This window comes from Microbacterium aquimaris (assembly GCF_039531285.1).
Taxonomy (GTDB): domain Bacteria; phylum Actinomycetota; class Actinomycetes; order Actinomycetales; family Microbacteriaceae; genus Microbacterium; species Microbacterium aquimaris.
Window position 1 is genome coordinate 749,178 of sequence record NZ_BAAAPT010000002.1, and the last position, 19,281, is coordinate 768,458.

General features: G+C 71.5%; 15 protein-coding genes. 9 read left to right on the forward strand and 6 right to left on the reverse strand.

Annotated features, from left to right (window positions below):
* Nucleotides 1–36: 36 nt before the first annotated feature.
* Nucleotides 37–3,348, reverse strand: coding sequence for an ATP-dependent helicase (locus ABD204_RS13180; protein ID WP_194424448.1), 3,312 nt, complete (start codon nucleotides 3,346–3,348; stop codon nucleotides 37–39).
* Nucleotides 3,345–6,500, reverse strand: coding sequence for an ATP-dependent helicase (locus ABD204_RS13185; protein WP_322597585.1), 3,156 nt, complete (start codon nucleotides 6,498–6,500; stop codon nucleotides 3,345–3,347). The genes ABD204_RS13180 and ABD204_RS13185 overlap by 4 nt, the downstream gene beginning before the upstream one ends.
* 170 nt (nucleotides 6,501–6,670) lie before the next feature.
* Between ABD204_RS13185 and ABD204_RS13190 the strand changes: the two genes are divergently transcribed.
* Both ABD204_RS13190 and ABD204_RS13195 read left to right on the forward strand, forming a co-directional pair.
* Nucleotides 6,671–6,895, forward strand: a complete 225-nt coding sequence (locus ABD204_RS13190; protein ID WP_194424447.1) for a DUF3107 domain-containing protein — start codon at nucleotides 6,671–6,673, stop codon at nucleotides 6,893–6,895.
* A gap of 4 nt (nucleotides 6,896–6,899) precedes the next feature.
* On the forward strand, nucleotides 6,900–7,190 hold the full coding sequence (locus tag ABD204_RS13195; RefSeq protein WP_194424446.1) for a hypothetical protein: 291 nt from the start codon (nucleotides 6,900–6,902) through the stop codon (nucleotides 7,188–7,190).
* Nucleotides 7,191–7,208: 18 nt separating this feature from the next.
* On the opposite strand, the gene ABD204_RS13200 is transcribed toward ABD204_RS13195, so the two are convergent.
* On the reverse strand, nucleotides 7,209–7,922 hold the full coding sequence (locus tag ABD204_RS13200; RefSeq protein WP_194424445.1) for a ferritin-like fold-containing protein: 714 nt from the start codon (nucleotides 7,920–7,922) through the stop codon (nucleotides 7,209–7,211).
* Nucleotides 7,923–8,138: 216 nt separating this feature from the next.
* On the opposite strand from ABD204_RS13200, the gene ABD204_RS13205 reads away from it, so the two are divergent.
* Complete coding sequence (locus ABD204_RS13205; protein WP_194424444.1) at nucleotides 8,139–9,602, forward strand: DEAD/DEAH box helicase; 1,464 nt, start codon at nucleotides 8,139–8,141, stop codon at nucleotides 9,600–9,602.
* A gap of 9 nt (nucleotides 9,603–9,611) precedes the next feature.
* Here ABD204_RS13205 and ABD204_RS13210 read toward each other — a convergent pair whose 3' ends face one another.
* Entirely contained in the window at nucleotides 9,612–10,475 is an 864-nt protein-coding gene (locus ABD204_RS13210; RefSeq protein WP_194424443.1) for a PHP domain-containing protein, read from the reverse strand.
* 91 nt (nucleotides 10,476–10,566) lie between these two features.
* Here ABD204_RS13210 and ABD204_RS13215 point away from each other — a divergent pair, with 91 nt between their 5' ends.
* Genes ABD204_RS13215 through ABD204_RS13225 form a run of 3 tightly spaced genes read left to right on the forward strand, consistent with a single transcriptional unit; the run spans nucleotide 10,567 to nucleotide 14,864 of the window.
* Complete coding sequence (locus ABD204_RS13215; RefSeq protein ID WP_322597584.1) at nucleotides 10,567–11,595, forward strand: endonuclease/exonuclease/phosphatase family protein; 1,029 nt, start codon at nucleotides 10,567–10,569, stop codon at nucleotides 11,593–11,595.
* A gap of 40 nt (nucleotides 11,596–11,635) precedes the next feature.
* The gene (locus tag ABD204_RS13220; protein WP_194424441.1) at nucleotides 11,636–13,069 is read left to right on the forward strand and encodes an aminopeptidase P family protein; all 1,434 of its coding nucleotides are present in this window, start codon (nucleotides 11,636–11,638) and stop codon (nucleotides 13,067–13,069) included.
* Nucleotides 13,070–13,073: 4 nt separating this feature from the next.
* Nucleotides 13,074–14,864 carry a gamma-glutamyltransferase family protein gene (locus ABD204_RS13225; protein ID WP_322597583.1) on the forward strand — a complete coding sequence of 597 codons (1,791 nt, stop codon included), beginning with the start codon at nucleotides 13,074–13,076 and terminating at the stop codon, nucleotides 14,862–14,864.
* Nucleotides 14,865–14,927: 63 nt separating this feature from the next.
* Here ABD204_RS13225 and ABD204_RS13230 read toward each other — a convergent pair whose 3' ends face one another.
* Both ABD204_RS13230 and ABD204_RS13235 read right to left on the reverse strand, forming a co-directional pair.
* The gene (locus ABD204_RS13230; RefSeq protein ID WP_194424440.1) at nucleotides 14,928–15,593 is read right to left on the reverse strand and encodes an alpha/beta hydrolase family protein; all 666 of its coding nucleotides are present in this window, start codon (nucleotides 15,591–15,593) and stop codon (nucleotides 14,928–14,930) included.
* Complete coding sequence (locus tag ABD204_RS13235; RefSeq protein ID WP_194424439.1) at nucleotides 15,590–16,237, reverse strand: YflT domain-containing protein; 648 nt, start codon at nucleotides 16,235–16,237, stop codon at nucleotides 15,590–15,592. Before ABD204_RS13235 ends, ABD204_RS13230 begins: the two co-directional genes overlap by 4 nt.
* Before the next feature lie 38 nt (nucleotides 16,238–16,275).
* Between ABD204_RS13235 and ABD204_RS13240 the strand changes: the two genes are divergently transcribed.
* From ABD204_RS13240 to ABD204_RS13250, 3 genes are read left to right on the forward strand one after another with little or no spacing between them, the layout of a single operon-like run.
* Nucleotides 16,276–17,571: a magnesium transporter MgtE N-terminal domain-containing protein gene (locus ABD204_RS13240; RefSeq protein WP_194424438.1), complete on the forward strand. Its 1,296-nt coding sequence runs from the start codon at nucleotides 16,276–16,278 to the stop codon at nucleotides 17,569–17,571.
* Nucleotides 17,571–18,107 (forward strand): DUF1003 domain-containing protein, encoded by a 537-nt coding sequence (locus ABD204_RS13245; protein ID WP_241747979.1) that lies wholly within the window; start codon nucleotides 17,571–17,573, stop codon nucleotides 18,105–18,107. Before ABD204_RS13240 ends, ABD204_RS13245 begins: the two co-directional genes overlap by 1 nt.
* Entirely contained in the window at nucleotides 18,104–19,255 is a 1,152-nt protein-coding gene (locus tag ABD204_RS13250; RefSeq protein WP_322597582.1) for an Mrp/NBP35 family ATP-binding protein, read from the forward strand. Before ABD204_RS13245 ends, ABD204_RS13250 begins: the two co-directional genes overlap by 4 nt.
* Nucleotides 19,256–19,281: the final 26 nt, after the last annotated feature.

The following is a 19,281-nucleotide window of genomic DNA, read 5'->3' on the forward strand; positions in this document are numbered from 1 at the left end:
ACGCCTCGGCCGGACGTCGCGACGATGTGTGTGCGGTCAGCCCCGGAGGACGAGGTCGTCCGCGACGTAGTAGAGGGCCACGTCGATCTCTTCCAGCGGGATACCGTGCTTGTGGTGGTAGGCCCGGCGGTACAACTCGAGCTGCAGCATCCGCTCGGCACGCTCGGCGTCGTCGCGTGGCGGGGCACCGGTCTTCCAGTCGACGATCTCGATGCGGCCGTCCCGGTCCTCCCGTCGATAGACCGCGTCGAGCTTGCAGATGACCACGTGCGCGGTGCCGTCGAGATCGGTGACGGTGAAGTCGATCTCCGTCTCGACCTCCACCGGCTGCAGCGACGCCCATTCACTGCGCTCGAAGGTGCGTCGCAAGGACGCGAGGGCCTCCAGGTCGTCATCGGCGACACCGATCGGGGCGTCCCCTGCGACCTCGTCGTCCGACTCCCAGAGCGCGTCATCGAGCGAACCCGGGCCGCCGACCAGGCCGGACCGGTGTTCGACCCAGGCGTGGAAGAGCGTGCCCAGACGGGTCTGGCGATACGGTCGCTCCGGCAGAGGGCGCGACAGCCGCGCGAGGGTGCCGTCGTAGTCCGAGACGAAGTCCTTGTAGCGTGACGCCGCGATGCGCGTGGGCGCACCGCCCGACCGGGGACGGGCGCGTGCATCGCGTTCCGCCAGCAGGAGCGCGAGATCCCGCGCGGGTTCCGCAGGGGATGCGGCCGAAGCCTCCCGGACGGCCGCCGCGGCCGCCAGGACGACCTCGCGCCGTGCACCGAGCGGATCGATCGGCCAGTGCAGCAGACGCCGTTCCCCCAGGTAGGGGTTCTCCCCCGGCTCGTCGACAGTCAGGTCCTCACCCCGTGCGGTCGCGATCTCGTCGAGGAACGTGCTCCGTCGGCGAGGACGCTTCGTGCCCGACCACGTCGAGCCGGTCAGCAGCAGGTGGTCTCGCGCGCGCGTGACGGCGACGTACGCAAGCCGCCGGTCCTCGTCGAGCTGGCGTGCACGGTTGGCCTGGACAAATCCCTCCAGCGCCGCCTTGAGGTCCTGCTGCGTCGGGGCGAGGTCTGCCCGCCACGCGAACTCCGGCAGCCACGGGGCATCCCCACGGAACGCATAGGGCAACACGCCGAAGCCGAGCCACCCCTTGGTGTCGCGGGGGGCGCTGGGCAGTTCGTCCTCGACGACACGCACCACGGCGACGGCGTCCCATTCGAGCCCCTTCGATCCGTGGATGGTCAGCAGCTGGACGACGTCGTCCTCGGGCGGCTCGGTGCGCGGGGCGAACTCGTCGAGACGCTCGGCGTGGTCCAACCACGCCAGCAGACTCGTGATGGATCCGGTCTCGTCCGCGGCCAGGAAGGCATGCAGTTCGTCGACGAAGGCCCGCAACTGCGCCGAGGCGATGCGGGCGGGCCCCCGCGACTCGTTCGCCGCGAGTTCGATGTCCAGACGCAGCTCGACCTCGATGAGACGGACCAGGTCCGGCAGCGGCATACCCACCGCCCGGCGCAGTCCGGAGAAGACCGCGCCGGCGTCGGCCAGCCTCGCCAGCGCCTCGGGGGTGAATCGGGAGAGCCAACCGTGGTCCGGGCCGTGGCGGACCACGAAGTCGAGCGCGTCCGAAAGCGAGCCCGCCTCATCGGCCGCGCTGCCGCGCATCGCCTGGACGACATCCGAGGGCAGCGGCTTGAGCGCCTCGTCGTGCGCGGCGATGCGGCGCGCCAGCGCCGACAGCTCCCGCAGGTCGGGCAGCCCGATGCTCCACCGCGGCCCCGCGAGGAGTCGGATGAGTGCCGAACCGGCCGACGGATCACTGATCACGCGCAGCGCGCTGACGACGTCGACGACCTCGGGTGTCGACAGCAGGCCGCCGAGCCCCAGGATCCGATGCGGAATCCCGTGTCGCGCCAGCGCGTCCCCGAAACGCACCATGTGCTTCTTCGAGCGGAACAGGATGGCACCGGTGGTCCCCCGACCCCGCGCAGCGCGCTCGGCCCGCACCCGCGCGAACCACGTCGCGACACGCTCGGTCTCCTCCTCGAGGGTCTCGTCGAAACCGATCTCGACCGCACCCGCGGGCGCATCGGGGCGCGACTGCAACGCCGCGACCGGCACCGCCGCCGACGCCGCCAGGGGCGCGAGCACGGCATTGGCGGCATCCAAGACACCGGAACTGTTGCGCCAACTGGTCATGAGGGCATAGCTCGCGCACACACTCCCGGGGGCGAACGCGTCGGCGAATCCCCCGAGGTTGCCGGCGCTGGCGCCACGCCACCCGTAGATCGCCTGGTGGGGATCGCCGACGGCCATCACCGCCGTCTCCGCGAACAAAGTCGCGAGCAGGTCGGTCTGCACCACCGAGGTGTCCTGGTACTCGTCGAGGAGCACGACGCGATAGCGCTCGCGCAGCTCTTGCGCCACCGGCGGGTGCGAACGGACCACCTCGAGCGCACCGGCGACCTGGTCGGAGAAGTCGATGACCCCGAGCCGCCGCTTCTGCGCCGCATACTCGCGGGCGAGGTCGGCCAGCACCGACAGGGCGCGCACGTTGGACTCGGCGGTCTGGATGTCTTTGTAGACGACCGTGCGCTTGTTCGTCGACGGACGTTCGAGCACCTCGGCGAACCGTTCCGGGAACGCGGCGAGTTCGTCGAAGTCGACGAGGTTGTCGACACCGTCGCGTGCGATGCGCAACGCGGCGTCGACGATGGAGCGCACCGCCTCGCCCCGCTCCTCCAGCCGGTCGTCGTCGGAGGCGAAGACGACCCGGCGCATGAGCAGCCAGGCCGCGGACTCGCTCAGCACCGCAGCCTCGGCGTCGCGTCCGATGCGGACGGCGTGCTCGCGCACGATCTGGTCCGCGAAGCTGTTGTAGGTCGACACCGTGGGCCGGTGGAGCATCTCGTCGTCGCCCTCGACGGTCTCGGGCGCGACCGCGCCGACCGCGACAGCCAGCTCGTCTATCGCGGCGCGCCGCGCGGCCGCCGACCCGCCGCCCCGCTCGATGCGGCCGAAGACCTCCAGCCGACCCTCGCCGTACAGACGCTCCAGGTGCGGCAGCAGCCCGCGCGCATCGAATTCCCCCAGCCGGGACAGCCGCTTCTGGATCCGCTCGGCCAGTTCCCCGGCCGCTTTGCGGGTGAAGGTGAGACCGAGCACCTCGTCGCGGCGGACGATACGGTTCGCGACCAGCCACACGACACGTCCGGACATCGTCTCGGTCTTGCCGCTGCCGGCACCGGCGACGACGAGGGCCGGTTCGAGCGGCGCCTCGATGACGGCCGTCTGCTCGGGTGTCGGGGGGAACTGTCCAAGGGCTGCGGCGATGACGTCGGCGGGGATGGTCATGACGCGCTCACCGCGCCGATGGTGTGGATCCGACACAGTCCGTAGGCATGCTCGTCACGACAATGCTCCTCGTAGGGTGCGGCGAACGTCGTGGAGCGCATGACGGTGACAGCCTCCTGGATGCGGGCATGGAACGCCTCACGACGCTCGTCGTCGAAGGGTGCCTGACGGGGCGTGACGTACTCGGCCCGGGAACCGGGCCGGAGCACGAGCAGCTGTGCACCGCCCGGGGGATACCCGGTCGCCTCGGCGATCGCCCCCGACTCGAAGGCGAGCTGGTACGCGGCCAGCTGCGGGTTGTCGGCGACCCGCGCGTCGGTCTGCGGCTCGCTCTTGCCGGTCTTCAGGTCGACGATCACCACGGTGCCCTCGGGCGTGAGCTCGACGCGGTCGATGTAGCCGGAGAGCACGATGCCGTGCGGGGCGTCTTCGGCTCCGGCGACCGGCAACGAGACCTCGAAGTGCGGCTCGGCGCCGATGAGGCGCCCCCCGTCGGCCTCGAACCGCCGCAGGTACGCGTGCAACCGGCGGATGAGATCGCGCGCCCGGGCCTTCTCGGCGCGCTCGCGCCATCCGGCTTCGAAGGTCAGCTCACCCCACCGCGCCTCGACGATGCGCCACAGCGCGTCCTCGGAGGTGTCCTCGGCGTTCTCGAGCGCGGCGTGGATGATCGTCCCGAGTCCCGCGGTGACGCCACCGGGGTCGCCTCCCAGATCGCCGATCACCCAGTTCAGCTCGCACTCCTCCAGTGCGTGCAGGCGTGAGGGCGAGACCCGCACGTGCTCACGTTCGAGGTCGCGCAGCGGGCCGGTGGAGGTCGGTGCCGACACGCCGTACCACTGCGCCGGATCGGCGCCGGGCACACGCGCATCGGCGAGGAGTGCCAGCTGGCCGGCCGCGTGGGCACGGGCGTTCGCCGCCGCGTCCGGGTCGAGGAGGGCGCCCGGCGTCGTGAGCGTGCGTCGATGCGCGGCCACAAGACCGCGCAACGACAGCGGATGCTCGACGGTCGCGGACTCGGCGGGGGGCAGGAACTCGAAGAAGACGCTGGGACCGGTGTCGTCGTCGTCGACCGCCGTCATCACGCAACGCGAACGGGCCCGGCTGAGCGCGCGCGCCAGCAGTCGCAGCTCATCGTGCATGGCCGCCCGCCGACGATCGAGCGTCGACGGTGAGGCCGCGTCGTCGCGCCCCCGCGCATCCGCCAGACGCCAGGTGTGCAACAGACCGCCCCGCAGCCGGGTGTTGGGCCACACCCCGTCCTGCACGCCCGCGACCACGACCGTGTCGAACTCGAGGCCGAGCGAAGCTGCGGGGGTGAGGAGCCGGACCACCTGGTCGTTCGGCGGCGGGTCGAGGCGGTCCTCCGCGACACGGGCATCGAGCACACTGCGCACGAAGACGCGCGGATCAGCGTCGACGGAGCGTTCTCCGAACCGTTTCGCCGCCTGGAAGAGGGACACGACCGCGTCCAGGTCGCGACCCGCCTGGTCGGCGACCGGGCCGTGACCGGCTGCCGTCTGTGCCCACGGCTTCTGCAACCCGGACCGTTCCCACGCCGCCCACAGCAGTTCGTGCGCGCTGGCGCCGCGTGCGAGCTCGGCACGTAGGTGCGCCACCGTGCGGGCCAGCGCGGCCGCACGGCGCGCCTCACGCGCATCGATGAGATCGAACTCGACCGGGGTCCGCATGGCCGCCAGCAGCAGGTCACGCCCGGTGCGCTCGCCACCGGCGGCGAGCTCGGCGTGCCGGAGAGAGGAACGCAGGCGTCGCAGCTCGATGGGATCGAGCCTGCCCGTCACGCCGAGGAGCGCGTCCGTGACGTCCTCGACGGTCCATTCCTCGCTCGCGGCCATCTCGATGAGGCGGAGCAGGTCGCGCACGGGGGCGATCTGCCCCAGCGCCTGCGCGGATCCGGGCGCGACGGCGGGGACGTCCCGGGCGGCGAGCTCGGCCTGCAGCGCGGTGACCTGTCGGGTGTCGTGGGCGATCACCGCGAGCTGATCCCAGGGCACACCGTCGTGCACATGACGCTCGCGCAGGAGCCGCGCGATGACGTCGTACTCCTCCGCGGCCGAGCGCACCGTCACCGCCCGCACCGAACCGTCGGGCTCGACCTCGACAGGCGCGCGACGATGGGCGACGACACCGGCGGCTCCGATGCGCTGGGTGACCCGGCCGACCACGTCCGAGGCATACGGCGTCCCACGGTGTGGGGTCTCGAGGACGAAGGTCGCCCCCAGGGCGCCGGCCAGGCGGGCGAAGTTCTCGGGCGTCGCCCCACGGAAAGCCCCCGAACCGACGTCGGGGTCGCCGAACGCGAGCACGCTCGCCCCCCGACCCCGGCACTCCTCCAGCAGGTCGACGGCCCCCGCCGTGAGCTCCTGCGCATCGTCGACGAGGATATGACGCACGCGATCGGCCGAGGCCGCACCCGCGGCACCGGTGCGCACCAGGCCCACCGCCTCGCGCACGAGACCGGCGGCATCGCGATGCGCGCCGCGCATCCCCGCGCGTACCCGGAGGTATTCGCGCTGGAACGAGGCCATGGCCTCCCACTCCGGGATGCTCTGCGCCTGCCCGAGGGCCCGGAGCCCCGCCGGGTCGAGGTCGAGGGTCGCGCACTCGGCGAGGAATGCGCGCACCTCGGAGCGGAACCCTGCGGTGTCCCGGATCCCCGGTCCCAACCACGCCGGCCACCGGCTCACCGCGCCCGGCAGCGACTCGTCCTCGGCGTCTCCGTCGAGCATGTCGTGGATGATCTGGTCTTCGTCGCCACCGGTCAGCAGCTGCGGGGGTTCGGCGCCGGCCGAGACGGCGCAGGCGCGCACGATGCCGAAGGCGAACGAGGCCAGTGAGCGGGCGAGCGGGCCCGAGGTGGCGCGTCCGACCGCGAGGGCGAGCCGGTCACGCAGGGCAGTCGCGGTCTGCCGTGACGGCGTGAGTACCACGATCTCATCGGGGTCGACGCCACGGCGGACCAGCTCGACGACCCGGGCGACGAGCACCTCGGTCTTGCCCGAGCCGGGTGCGCCGACCACGACGGCGGACACGCCCGTCTCGGCGCGGACGACGGCGATCTGGGCGGTGTCCGGCGACGCATCACCGTGGATGGCCGCGGCGGTCTCGACGAGCACCGGGGAAGAGATCACCCCTCGACGGTATCCACGACCCCCGACATCCCCGGTGCGGGCCCGCGCGCGTTCGCCCAGAGCGTGCGCCGACACCGGGAGCACGGTCCGGGGGTGCCGTAGGCTTGCCGTGCGCCCCGGGATCCCGCGGGCGCGGGCCCACCGGCCCGAGTCGCCAGGAGGTAAGTGACGTGGAGATCCGCATCGGCATCGCGAACACCGGACGTGAGCTGAACTTCGACACGAACGAGTCGGCCGCCGACGTCAAGAAGTCCGTCGCCACGGCCCTCGACTCCGGTGCCGCCCACATCGAGTTCACCGATGCGAAGGGCAACGCGTACCTCGTCCCGACCGCGTCGCTGGCCTACGTCGAGCTCGGCAGCGAGGAGTCGCGTCGGGTCGGCTTCGTCGCCTGATCCCATGCAGATCCTCATCGCCCTCATCCTCGGCGCGGTGATCGGGATCGCGGCGCACTTCCAGGTGCACCATCGCGAGACCCGGGGCGCGGCGGTCATCCCGATGCTCGGGACCGTCTCCGCCGGCATCGCGTGGCTCGCCTTGACGTGGGCCGGCATCGGCATCGACACGCCGTGGCCGTGGCTGTCGGCGGTCATCGTGCCCGCCGCGGTGTGTTGGCCCGCGGCACTCGCGCTCACGAAGATCCGTCTGGCGCGGGACGCCCGCGAGAAGACCGCGCTCGGCATCGGCTGACCCGGCGCGCGGCGCGGCTCAGGCCGCGAGGCCCATCGCGTCCATTCGACGCGAGTGGGCGGCCATGAGCTCGGTGAACACCGGCTCGACCTTCTCTTCGTCGTCGGCGTCCAGGGCCGTCGGGCGCAACGCCGCACGCGCGATCAGCAAGGTGTCGCCCACGAGGCGACGGCCCCACATCGCCAGCAGCGCCTTCCACTCCGCGTCGCTCGCGATGGTCTCCGCGACGATGTCCACGATCGCCTGGCGGTCGTTGTCGGCGCGCAGCACGCGCGCGACGCGCCGGCCGGCCTCGCCGTAGCTCGCCGAGAGCGCGAGATAGAAGTCGTCGAGGAGCCCGGCGGTGATGTGAACCGACAGCATCGTCTCCTGCGGCCGCCGGCCGTGCGTGGCACGACGGAAGGCGTCGAGCGGTTCGCGGAAGGGCAGCATGAGACTGGTCGGGTCGTCTCCCCGGTCGCGGATGAGTGCCACGAGCTCTTCGTGCTTGGTCAGCGCCGCACCGGCGGCGCGCGAGAGCGACTCCTTCTGAGCCAGCTCGGGCGTGGTCTGGATCAGCTCGCTGAGGGTCTCGAAGAACCCGAGCTGCAGGTAGGCGGCCTGCCCGAGGTAGGTGTCGATGTCCGGGGCGAGCTCCTCGAAGTCCACGCGCATCGCCTCGCCGAGGTCGCCTCGCGAACGCAGCTGAAGCCGTCGACCCTGCGGTCGTCTCTGCCAGAACCAGGTCACCACGGCCTCCACCTTAGGGTGCTCGAGCGGGCGTCCGCGGCCTGCCGCGCGGCTTGTGCGGCAGGCTCGGCTATCCTGGACCGGTCCCCGGCGTCGGATCGGGGCACCGCGCCCGTGGTTGAGAGAAGGGCGTGGACACGCATTCGCCCCAGCGTGCGCCATGGATGCGCCCGGGGCCGACCACAGGCAGCGTCTCACTGCCGGACGGGTTCCCACACCGTGACAACCTTCGCCGAACTCGGTGTCGACCAGGACATCGTCGACGCCCTCGCCGCCCGCGGCATCATCGACGCGTTCCCCATCCAGGAACAGACCATTCCGCTCGGACTGCCCGGACAGGACATCATCGGGCAGGCCAAGACCGGAACCGGAAAGACCTTCGGCTTCGGCATCCCCGTCGTCCAGCGCCTCGGGCTGAACCCCGAGCCCGGCGTCAAGGCGCTCATCGTCGTGCCGACCCGCGAGCTGGCGGTGCAGGTCTACGAAGACATGGACATGCTCACCTCGAACCGCTCGACCTCGGTCGTGGCCATCTACGGCGGCAAGGCCTATGAGGGGCAGATCGATCAGCTCAAAGCGGGCGCCCAGATCGTCGTGGGCACGCCCGGACGCCTGATCGATCTGAACAACCAGCGACTCCTCGACCTGTCGAATGCCGCAGAGGTCGTCCTCGATGAGGCCGACAAGATGCTCGACCTCGGCTTCCTCGCCGACATCGAGAAGATCTTCCAGAAGGTGCCCGCGGTCCGGCACACGCAGCTGTTCTCCGCGACCATGCCCGGCCCGATCGTCACGCTCGCACGCCGATTCATGTCCAATCCGATCCATATGCGCGCCAACGACCCGGATGAGGGGCTGACCCAGGCCAACATCCGCCACTTGGTGTACCGCGCGCACGCGCTCGACAAGGACGAGGTGATCGCGCGCATCCTGCAGGCCGAGGGTCGCGGCAAGACGGTCGTCTTCACGCGCACCAAGCGCGCGGCCCAGAAGCTCGTCGATGAGCTCGGCGACCGCGGCTTCAACGCCGCGGCGGTCCACGGCGACATGAGCCAGGAGGCGCGCGAGCGCTCGATGGCCGCGTTCAAGGCCGGCAAGCGCGATGTCCTGATCGCCACCGACGTCGCCGCCCGCGGCATCGACGTCAACGACGTCACCCACGTGATCAACCACACCATCCCCGACGACGAGAAGACCTACTTGCACCGCGCCGGTCGCACCGGCCGCGCCGGCCGCACCGGTATCGCGGTCACGTTCGTCGACTGGGACGACCTGCACAAGTGGGCCCTCATCAACCGCGCTCTCGAATTCGGCCAGCCCGAACCGGTCGAGACCTACTCCTCCAGCCCGCACCTCTACGAAGACCTCGACATCCCCGCGGGCACGAAGGGCCGCATCGTCACGGCCCCGAAGGCGCAGAAATCCGATGCCCCCAAGCGGGACGGTGGCGGCAAGGGCGAGGGGGAACCCCGTCGTCGCCGCCGTCGCGGGTCGGGGTCCGATGCCGGGTCGGGATCGACCGACGCTCCCACCCGCACCGAGGATGCGCCGCGCGAAGGTGACGGCTCGGGAACCCATGACGGGGGCGGCAAGGAGCACCATGACGGAAAGCCCGCGCCGCGCCGCCGTCGGCGCCGTCGCGGGCCGCGGGGCCCGCGCGAGGGCGCCGCAGGCACGGCCTGACCCCGCCTGTCACGGGAACAGCGGCGCGCTGCCCGTCCCCCGGTCCAACAGCCGGGCGATCATGTCCTCGCTCGTGGTGTGTTCGCCCGGCTGATTCGGCTTGCCGAGCCCGTGGTAGTCGCTCGATCCGGTGACGATCAGGTCGTGCTCCTCGACCAGACCACGCAAGGCGGCGATCCCCGCCGGCAGGTTCTCCCGGTGGCCCAGCTCGAACCCGGCGAGTCCGGCTGCGAGCATCCGCGTCATCAGGGGCGCAGGCGGGACGCCGGCACGGCCGGCGGGATGGGCGATGATCGGCACTCCCCCGGCGCCGACGATCAGCTCGATCGCCTCCACCGGATCCGGCGAGAACAGCGACACGTAGTAGTCACCGTCCGCGGCGAGGATCGTCGCGAACGCCTCGCCCCGATCGCGGACCACGCCCCGCGCGACGAGGGCGTCGGCGATGTGGGGGCGGCCGACGGTGGCGCCGCTGGTCGTGTGGGCGACGATGTCCTCCCACGCGAGGTCGTAGTCGCGTGAGATGCGATCGGCCATGATCCGCGCCCGTTCCCGCCGCGAGCGACGGACCTTCTCGGTCATCGCCCGCAGACGCGGTTCATCGGGGTCGATCAGGTAGGCCAGCACATGGATGCTGCGCCACCCGTGCTGGGAGGACATCTCCATCCCCGGCACGAACGTCATCCCGAGCGACGTGGCCGCATCCGCCGCCTCCGCCCATCCCGAGGTGGTGTCGTGGTCCGTCAGCGACACCGTGCGCACGCCGTGGGCGTGGACGGCGGCCATGACCTGGTCGGGCGGCTGCGTCCCGTCGGAGTGCGTCGAATGCAGGTGCAGGTCACCGGGCCCCTCGACTCGACACGTCCGCTGCATTCTCCCGAGCGTAACGGCCGCGCCCGTCGATGCAGCGCGCGCAGGGCCCGCCTTGACCCTTCTCCCAGTCTGCGCGAATAGGGTTCCTCACGTGCTGCGCGTCTTCGGGTTCGTCGCCGCTGCGACGTTCACGCTCGCGGCGGCGATCGTGACCGTCCCCCAGGTCTTCCGTGTCGAGGACGTGTTCCCGATCGCGCAGATCGTTTCGTTCCGCGGTCTGGTGGCCGCGGCGTTCGTGGGGCTCGCGCTGGTGGCGCTGCTGTTCGCCCTGGCACGTCCGGTCCGGGTGTTCGCCACGACGCTCGCCATCGTGTGCCTGGCCGCCGCGATCGGAAACGGCGCCATCCTCGTCTCACGCGGAGTGGGCACGGAAGCCCTTCCCGCCTCGACCGAGGACAGCATCCGGGTGATGACGTGGAACACCGCCGGCAGCGGCAACACCACCGCGGACTCGATCGCCGAGATCGCGGTGGCGATGGAGGCCGACATCGTCACGCTGCCCGAGACCAGCGCCGAAACCGGCGAGCAGGTCGCCATCGCGATGCGCGAATACGGCCGGCCGATGTGGGTGCACCACGCCACGTTCGGCAGCGAGAGCGCCGGCTGGGATGCGCTGTCGACGACGATCCTCATCTCCCCCGACCTGGGCGACTACGCCGTGATCGAGTCTTCCCGCGACGGCTCCAGCAACACCTCCACCGTGCCGAGCGCGGTGATGATGCCCACCACAGGCGATGGACCGACCGTCGTCGCCGCCCACGCCGTCGCGCCGCGGGTCGACGACATGGCGCAGTGGCGCAGCGACCTGCAATGGCTGGCCGACCAGTGCGCCGAGGACAACGTCATCATGGCCGGGGACTTCAACGCCACCGTCGACCACATGGCTTCGCTCGGCATCGACGGGGCCACGCTCGGGCGTTGCCGGGATGCGGCCTCCGAGACCGGCAACGGCGCGGTGGGCACGTGGCCCTCCCAACTCCCCTCCCACATGGGCGCACCGATCGACCATGTCCTGGCCTCGCCGACGTGGGTGGCCACGGGATCGATCGTGCTGCGTTCGATGGACGGTTCGGGAAGCGACCACCGGCCGCTGATCGTGCAGTACGAACCCGCCGGCTGAGCCCGGTGACGCACGCGCCGCCAGGTGCGAGACTGGACAGATGAGCACTGGCGACAGCGACACGATCGCGACGACCGAGGCGACCCCGGCCGAGACCGGAGCCGACACCACCACCAACCGTCGGCAGCCGTTCCCCCAGGGGTTCCTCGACAGCATCTCCACCGGATGGGCCGAGCGTCCCGACACCGCCCCACCGCGACGCGCGCAGGCGCCGTTCGCGGCCGCACGCCGCGCGAAGCTGTCGTCGCTGTTCCCGGGCAGACGCCTGGTGATCCCCGCCGGTTCGCTCAAGCAGCGCAGCAACGACACCGACTACCCGTTCCGCGCACACTCCGCCTTCGCCCACCTCACGGGATGGGCCTCGGACTCCGAGCCGGATTCGGTGCTCGTGCTCGACCCGGACGGGGACGGGCACCGGGCCACCCTGTATTTCCGCGAGCGTGCCGACCGCACCACACCGGAGTTCTACGCGGACGCCTCGATCGGCGAGTTCTGGATCGGCCCCCGCCCGGCGCGCCACGGCGTGGCCGCCGACCTCGACATCGACGCCGCCCCCCTCGCGGACTTCTCCGCGGGCGACGAGGACATGGTGGTGGGCGAGGACGACGACCTCACGCGCGCCGTCTCCGAGCTGCGCCTGGTCAAGGACGAGTACGAGATCGCCCAAATGCGTCTGGCGGTCGATGTGACGGCTCGCGGATTCGACGACATCGTGCAGAACCTCGACCGCGCCGTCGCGCACCATCGCGGCGAGCGCATCGTCGAAGGGGTCTTCCACCTGCGGGCGCGCAGCGACGGGCACGCGGAGGGATATGACACGATCGCCGCCTCGGGTGCGCACGCGTGCTACCTCCACTGGACCCGCAACGACGGCGCGGTCACGCCCGGCGACCTCATCCTCGTCGACGCCGGCGTCGAGGTCGACAGCCTGTACACCGCCGACATCACCCGCACCCTGCCGGTGTCCGGGACCTTCACCGAGACGCAGCGTCGCGTGTACGAGACGGTCCGCGAGGCCGCCGACGCGGCCTTCGCCCTCGCCCGCCCGGGGATACGGTTCCGGGACGTGCATGCGGCGGCGATGGAGGTCATCGCCGCGCGGGTCGCCGAGTGGGGGCTGCTTCCGGTCACGGCCGAAGAGGCGCTCGACGCCGACCGCGGCGGACACCACCGCCGATACATGGTCCACGGCACCAGCCACCATCTCGGCATCGATGTGCACGACTGCGCGCAGGCGCGTCGGGAGATGTACTACGACGGGGTGCTGGAGCCGGGCATGGTCTTCACCATCGAGCCGGGCCTGTATTTCCAGATCGACGACATGACCGTTCCGGAGGAGTACCGCGGCATCGGCGTGCGCATCGAGGACGACGTGCTGGTGACCGAAGACGGCGTCGAAAACCTCTCTGCGGCGATCCCCCGCACCGCCGACGAGGTGGAGGCCTGGATCGCACGCCTGAACCCCGCCGGCTGACGCGGTGGCCTACACCCCCGAGCCGGCGTTCACCACCCGCCCGACCCTCACCGGCACGTTCGGGATGGCGGCGTCGACGCACTGGAGCGCCACCGCGACCGCACAGGCTGTCCTCGAGCGCGGCGGCAACGCGTTCGACGCCGCCGTGGCGGGGGCCTTCGTGTTGCATGTCGCCGAACCGCACCTGAACGGTCCGGGGGGCGACATGGTGGGGCTGATCCACGCCGCCGGCGCGGACGCACCCCGCGTGCTCATGGGGCAGGGGCCCGCCCCGGCCCGCGCGAGCATCGACCACATGCGCGGCGAGGGGCTCGATCTCGTCCCGGGGGCGGGTGCCCTGGCCGCCGCGATCCCCGGTGCGGTGGACGCGTGGCTGCTGCTGCTGCGCGACCACGGCACGTGGGAACTCGACGAGGTGCTCTCCTACGCGATCGGCTACGCGCGCGAGGGCCATCCCCTCGTCGCCGGCGCCGCGGCGACGATCACGCGCGTCCAAGACCTCTTCCGTGACGCATGGCCGACCTCGGCGGCCCTGTGGATGCCCGCGGGCGTCGCCCCGGTGGCGGGGCGGCTCGTGCGCAACCCGGCATACGCCGACGTCCTGGACGCTCTGGTGCATGCCGGGCGCACCGTGCGCGACGCGGGGTCAGCGGGACGCGCGCCGCGGATCGACGCCGCACGGCGGGAGTGGAAGACCGGTATCGCCCAGGCCGCATCGGCTTTCGCCGCGCGTGCGCACCGTCACTCCGACGGTCGCGAACACGCCGGGGTCATCACCGCGGACGATTTCGCGACTTTCGACGCCGGCTACGAGGCGCCCGTCGTGGGTTCTTTCCGTGGCGACCGGATCATCAAAGCCGGCGCGTGGTCGCAGGGACCGGCGCTGCTGTCGGTGCTCGGCATGCTCGAGCCGCTCGAGGACGACCTGCTCGACCCGTCGCAGGAGGCCGGTGCCCATCGGATCCTCGAGGCGCAGAAGCTCGCCTATGCGGACCGCGACGCGTGGTTCGGCGACACCGACGTCGACCTCGATGCGCTCCTGTCCCCGGACTACCTCGAGGGCAGACGATCACTCATCGGCGAGTCGGCCTCCCTCGAGATCCGTCCCGGGGCGCCCGGGGGCCGCGCGCCCCGCATGCCGTCCCTGCGCACGACCGCCCGCGGTGCGGCGGGGACCGGCGAGCCGACCGTCGACCGCACCGGTCACACCCGTGGCGACACCTGCCACATCGACGTGGTGGACCGATGGGGCAACATGATCTCCGCGACGCCGTCCGGCGGCTGGCTGCAGTCATCGCCCACCGTCCCCGAACTCGGGTTCTGTCTCGGCACACGCCTGCAGATGACCTGGCTCGAGCCGGGCCTACCCGCGTCACTGGCCCCCGGCAAGCGCCCACGGACCACCCTCACCCCGACCCTCGTGCTCCGCGACGGGCGCCCACACATGGCGCTCGGATCCCCCGGGGGCGATCAGCAGGACCAGTGGCAGCTGCTCGTGTTGCTGCGCACCCTCGTCGGCGGGTACACCCCACAGGCGGCCATCGACGCCCCGGCGCTGCACACGACGGCCGTGACCGACTCGTTCTGGCCGCGCACGTGGTCGCCCGGAGGCGTCGTGGCCGAAGACCGCCTCGGCGATGACCTCATCGACGGCCTGCGCGCACGCGGCCACCGGGTGGCCCGCCCCGGTGCGTGGGCGCTCGGCCGTGTCTCGGCGGTGGGCCGCCGCGACGACGGCGTCCTGTGGGCGGCCGCCAACGCCCGCGGCATGCAGGGCTACGCCGCGGGCCGGTGACGAAGGCCTCGGGGACGCATCTCCTCGGCATCCACGACGGCGCACCCCCTCCGGTGGACGCGATCAGGCGCGGGCCCGCATCCAGTCGACGACGACCGGGGCGAGCGCCGCCGCCGACTCCGCGGCGGGGGTGCGGCGACCGGTCGTCTCGAACGAATGCCCGGCACCCTCGACCCAGTGCAACGTCGCGTCGCGACAGGAGGCCACCGCCTCTTCGAGCTGCTCGCGGGGCCGGACGAAGGGGTCGCGCGTGCCCGAGACGAACAGTTGCGGGGCGTGGATGACCGGAAGATGCTCCACGCGCGGCCGGTCCGGCTTTCCGGGCGGATGCAGCGGGTAGCCGAGGTAGACGAGCCCGCGGGGCGAGAGGGCACCGTCCGCGGTCGCCATCGACGCCATGCGCCCGCCGTAGGACCGGCCCGCCGCGAAGAACGGCAGATCCGGCAGATCCGCCGTGATCCGATCACCGATCGCGTGCCACGTCGAGACGGCGTGCGCGGCGGGACCGGGCATGCGCCGCCCCGCCTCGACGTACGGGAAGGTGAAGCGCACAGTCGCGACACCGGCGGTGTTGACGGCATCGGTGAACCCGGTCACACCGGGATGGTCGAAGCTCGATCCGGCCCCGTGGGCGACCGCCACCACCGCCCAGGCGCCTTCGGGCACCGTGGTCGCGACACGCACCGACGTGACGCCGGTCGGCAGGTCGACCTCGACCGTGTCGGTCACGACGCGGGGGGATCCTCGCCGTCCGGCCGACGCGCGTCGGGATCGATGCGCTCGCCATACTGCGGCGGCGCCTCCGGGTGCACCGGCTCCTCGCGCGATGCCGGGCGCGCCGGCGGCTCCGACGGGTGAGCGGGGGCGGTCGGCACAGCCGGGTCCGCCGGCGCCGGACCGTTCGCCCGCGGGCCGAGCACCTGGCGCGCGCGGTGCAGGCTGTTGGCCGTGACCGTCACCTCGTAGGTGTCGGCGACCACGGCCATCACGGAGGCGTAGTCGCGACGGCGGCGGACAAGCGAGTACGTGATGATGCTGAACAGCATGCCGATGGCGATGCCGACGAACAGCACGCCCACGAACACCTGGACCTGGACGGTCGGCGTGCCCAGCACCACGACCGCGCTGAACAGCAGGCCCAGCAACAGACCGTTGATCGCGCCGGAACGGGCTGCGGAGGCATACCCGAGGCGTCCCGTGACCCGTTCGATCGAACGCAGGCCCTTGCCGACGATCGCGATCTCCCGCGCCGGTATCTCCCCGGAGATCAGCTCCGAGACGGCCTTCTGGGCTGCCTCGTAGGTCGAGAACGAGGCCACCGTGGGGCCCACCTCGCCGGCACCCTGGGGGCCGCGTCCGCCGATCATACTCATTCCTCCATCCTCCCACGGCCCCGGTCTACGCTGGAATCGTGAGCACGCAGAGGGTATTCGTCGCCCGCCTGACCGGCTGCGCCGTCTTCGACCCCGCGGGCGACAGGCTGGGCAAGGTCCGCGACGTCGTCGTCATCTTCCGCGCCGACGACCCACCGCGGGTGGTCGGCCTGATCGTGGAGATCCCCGGCCGCCGCCACGTGTTCCTTTCGATCGGACGCGTGACCTCCATGCGGCCCGGCCAGGTCATCACGACGGGACTGATCAACGTGCGCCGCTTCCAGCAGCGGGGCGGCGAGGTGCGGGTGATGGCGGAACTGCTGGGCCGACGGGTCTTCCTGCGTGACGGATCCGGGACCGCGGTCATCGAAGACGTCGCGATCGAACGCAGCCGGCTGGGCGACTGGGACATCGGGCAGCTGTTCCTCCGGCGTCCCAAATCCGGCGGGTCCCCGTTCGCCAAGGGCGCCACCACCTTCGCGACGTGGGCACAGGTGCGCGAGGACCAGGAACCCGGTGAGGCGCAATCCGCCGAGCAACTGGTGGCGACCTTCTCCGAGCTCAAGCCCGCAGACCTGGCCAACACCCTGCTCGACCTCCCCGAAGACCGCCTGATCGAGGTGGCCGAAGAACTCCCCGACGACCGGCTGGCCGACGCGCTGGAGGAGATGCCCGAGGACGAGCAGGTCCACATCCTGGAACAGCTCGACGACGAGCGCGCCGCCGACATCCTCGACGCGATGGAACCCGACGACGCCGCCGACCTCCTCGGTCAGCTCCCCAAAGTGCGCTCCGAACAACTCCTGGGCCTGATGGAACCCGAAGAGGCGCAGGATGTCCGTGACCTCCTCAAATACGGTCCCGACACCGCCGGCGGTCTGATGACCAACGAACCCATCGTCCTGTCTGCCGAGTCGACCGTCGCCGAAGCCCTCGCCCTCATCCGGCGACACGAGTTGCACCCCGCGTTGGCCGCGTCGGTGTACATCACCCTGCCGCCCTACGAGACGCCGACCGGTCGGCTTCTCGGGACGGTGCACTTCCAGCGGATGTTGCGCTATCCGCCGCACGAGAGGCTCGGTGCCATCATCGACGACTCGGTCGATCCCATCGCCGCCACCGCCGCGGCCTCGGAGGTCGCGCGGATGCTGGCCAGCTACAACCTCGTCTCGGTGCCCGTGGTCGACCCCGCCCGTCGACTGGTGGGCGCGGTCTCGATCGACGACGTGCTCGACCACCTCCTCCCCGACGACTGGCGATCCGTCGAGACCGAGGGGCCCGAGGTCCCGCCCGTCCCCACCTCGACCGCCGCGATCCCCACGAGGCGGCGATGATGGCCCGCGATCGCAAGCAGAACCCCCGCATCCGCGGCCTCGACGCACCCCGGGGGCGATCCGGTGTCCTCGGGCGCACGCCCCAGCCCTCCCGCGATCGCTTCGGGCGCTTCACCGAGTGGATCGCCCGTGCGATGGGGACCCCCGCCTTCCTTCTGATCCTCAGTGCCTTCTGCATCGCCTGGCTCGCATGGAACACCCTCATGCCACCGGATCTGCGCTTCGACTCCGCGGCCAACGGGTTCACGGCGCTCACCCTCATGCTCTCCTTGCAGGCCTCCTACGCCGCGCCGCTCATCCTGCTCGCACAGAACCGTCAGGACGACCGCGACCGGGTGCAGATCGAGCAGGACCGCCAACGGGCCGAGCGCAATCTGGCCGACACCGAATACCTCGCCCGCGAGATCGTCGCGCTGCGCATGGCGGTCAACGACATGCAGGGCGAAGTGCTGACCAAAGATGTGCTGCGTTCGGAGCTGAAGAAAATGCTCGCGCACCTCGACGACGCCCCCCGGAAGGACTCCCCCACCCCGTGACAGACCTCGCCCCCCGCGTCCGGACGGCTGTCGGCGCCGTCGTCGACCCCGAGCTGCGACGCCCCCTCGGCGAGCTCGACATGGTGCGCGCGGTGACCGTCGAGGCGGGTACCGCCCACGTCGAGGTCGCCTTGACCATCGTGGGCTGTCCCGCGGCCGATCGCATCTCGCGGGACGTGACCGAGGCGGCCGCCTCGGTCACCGGCGTCGAGACCGTCGACCTCGTGCTGGGCGTGATGACACCCGACGAACGGCGCGCCCTCACCGAAAAGTTGCGGGCCGGGAGACCCGCCCGTCAGATGCCGTTCGGTCCCGATTCCCTCACCCGCGTGATCGCCGTCACCAGCGGAAAGGGCGGGGTCGGCAAATCCAGCGTCACCGCGAACCTCGCCGTCGCCCTCGCCGATCAGGGGCTGTCGGTCGGTCTCATCGACGCCGATGTGCACGGATTCTCCATCCCGGGCCTGGTGGGGCTGGTCGAAGCCGACGGCCGCGCCCCCTCCCCCACCCGCATCGACGATCTCATGCTGCCGCCCGTCGCCCACGGGGTGAAGGTCGTCTCCATCGGCATGTTCCTGCGACGCGGCGATGCCGACGGTCCGGTCGGAGCCGTCGCGTGGCGCGGCCCGATGCTGCACCGCACCGTGCAGCAGTTCCTCACCGATGTCTTCTTCGGCGACCTCGACATCCTTCTGCTGGACATGCCGCCGGGCACCGGAGACGTCGCGATCTCGGTGGGCCAGCTCCTCCCTCATGCCGAGGTCCTGGTGGTCACCACCCCGCAGCCGGCGGCGTCGGATGTCGCGGTGCGCAGCGGACTGGTCGCCCGCCAGACCGGTCAGCGTCTGGTCGGCGTGGTGGAGAACATGGCCGCGATGACGCTTCCCGACGGTTCCTCGCTCGAACTGTTCGGCGCCGGAGGTGGTCAGGCCGTGGCAAGCGCCCTGACCATCGAAGACGAGCCGGTCGAGCTGATCGCCTCGGTGCCGCTGAGCACCGCTTTCCGGGCGTTCGGCGACGCGGGGACGCCCGCCGTGATCGCCCGCCCCGACGACCCCGCCGCGCGTGCGATCATCGCCCTGGCCGAACGCATCGCGATCCGACCGCGGGATCTCCCCGGTCGCGCGTTGCCCCTGCGCCCGCGCTGAGCCCGCGCCTACTCACACGCCGCCGC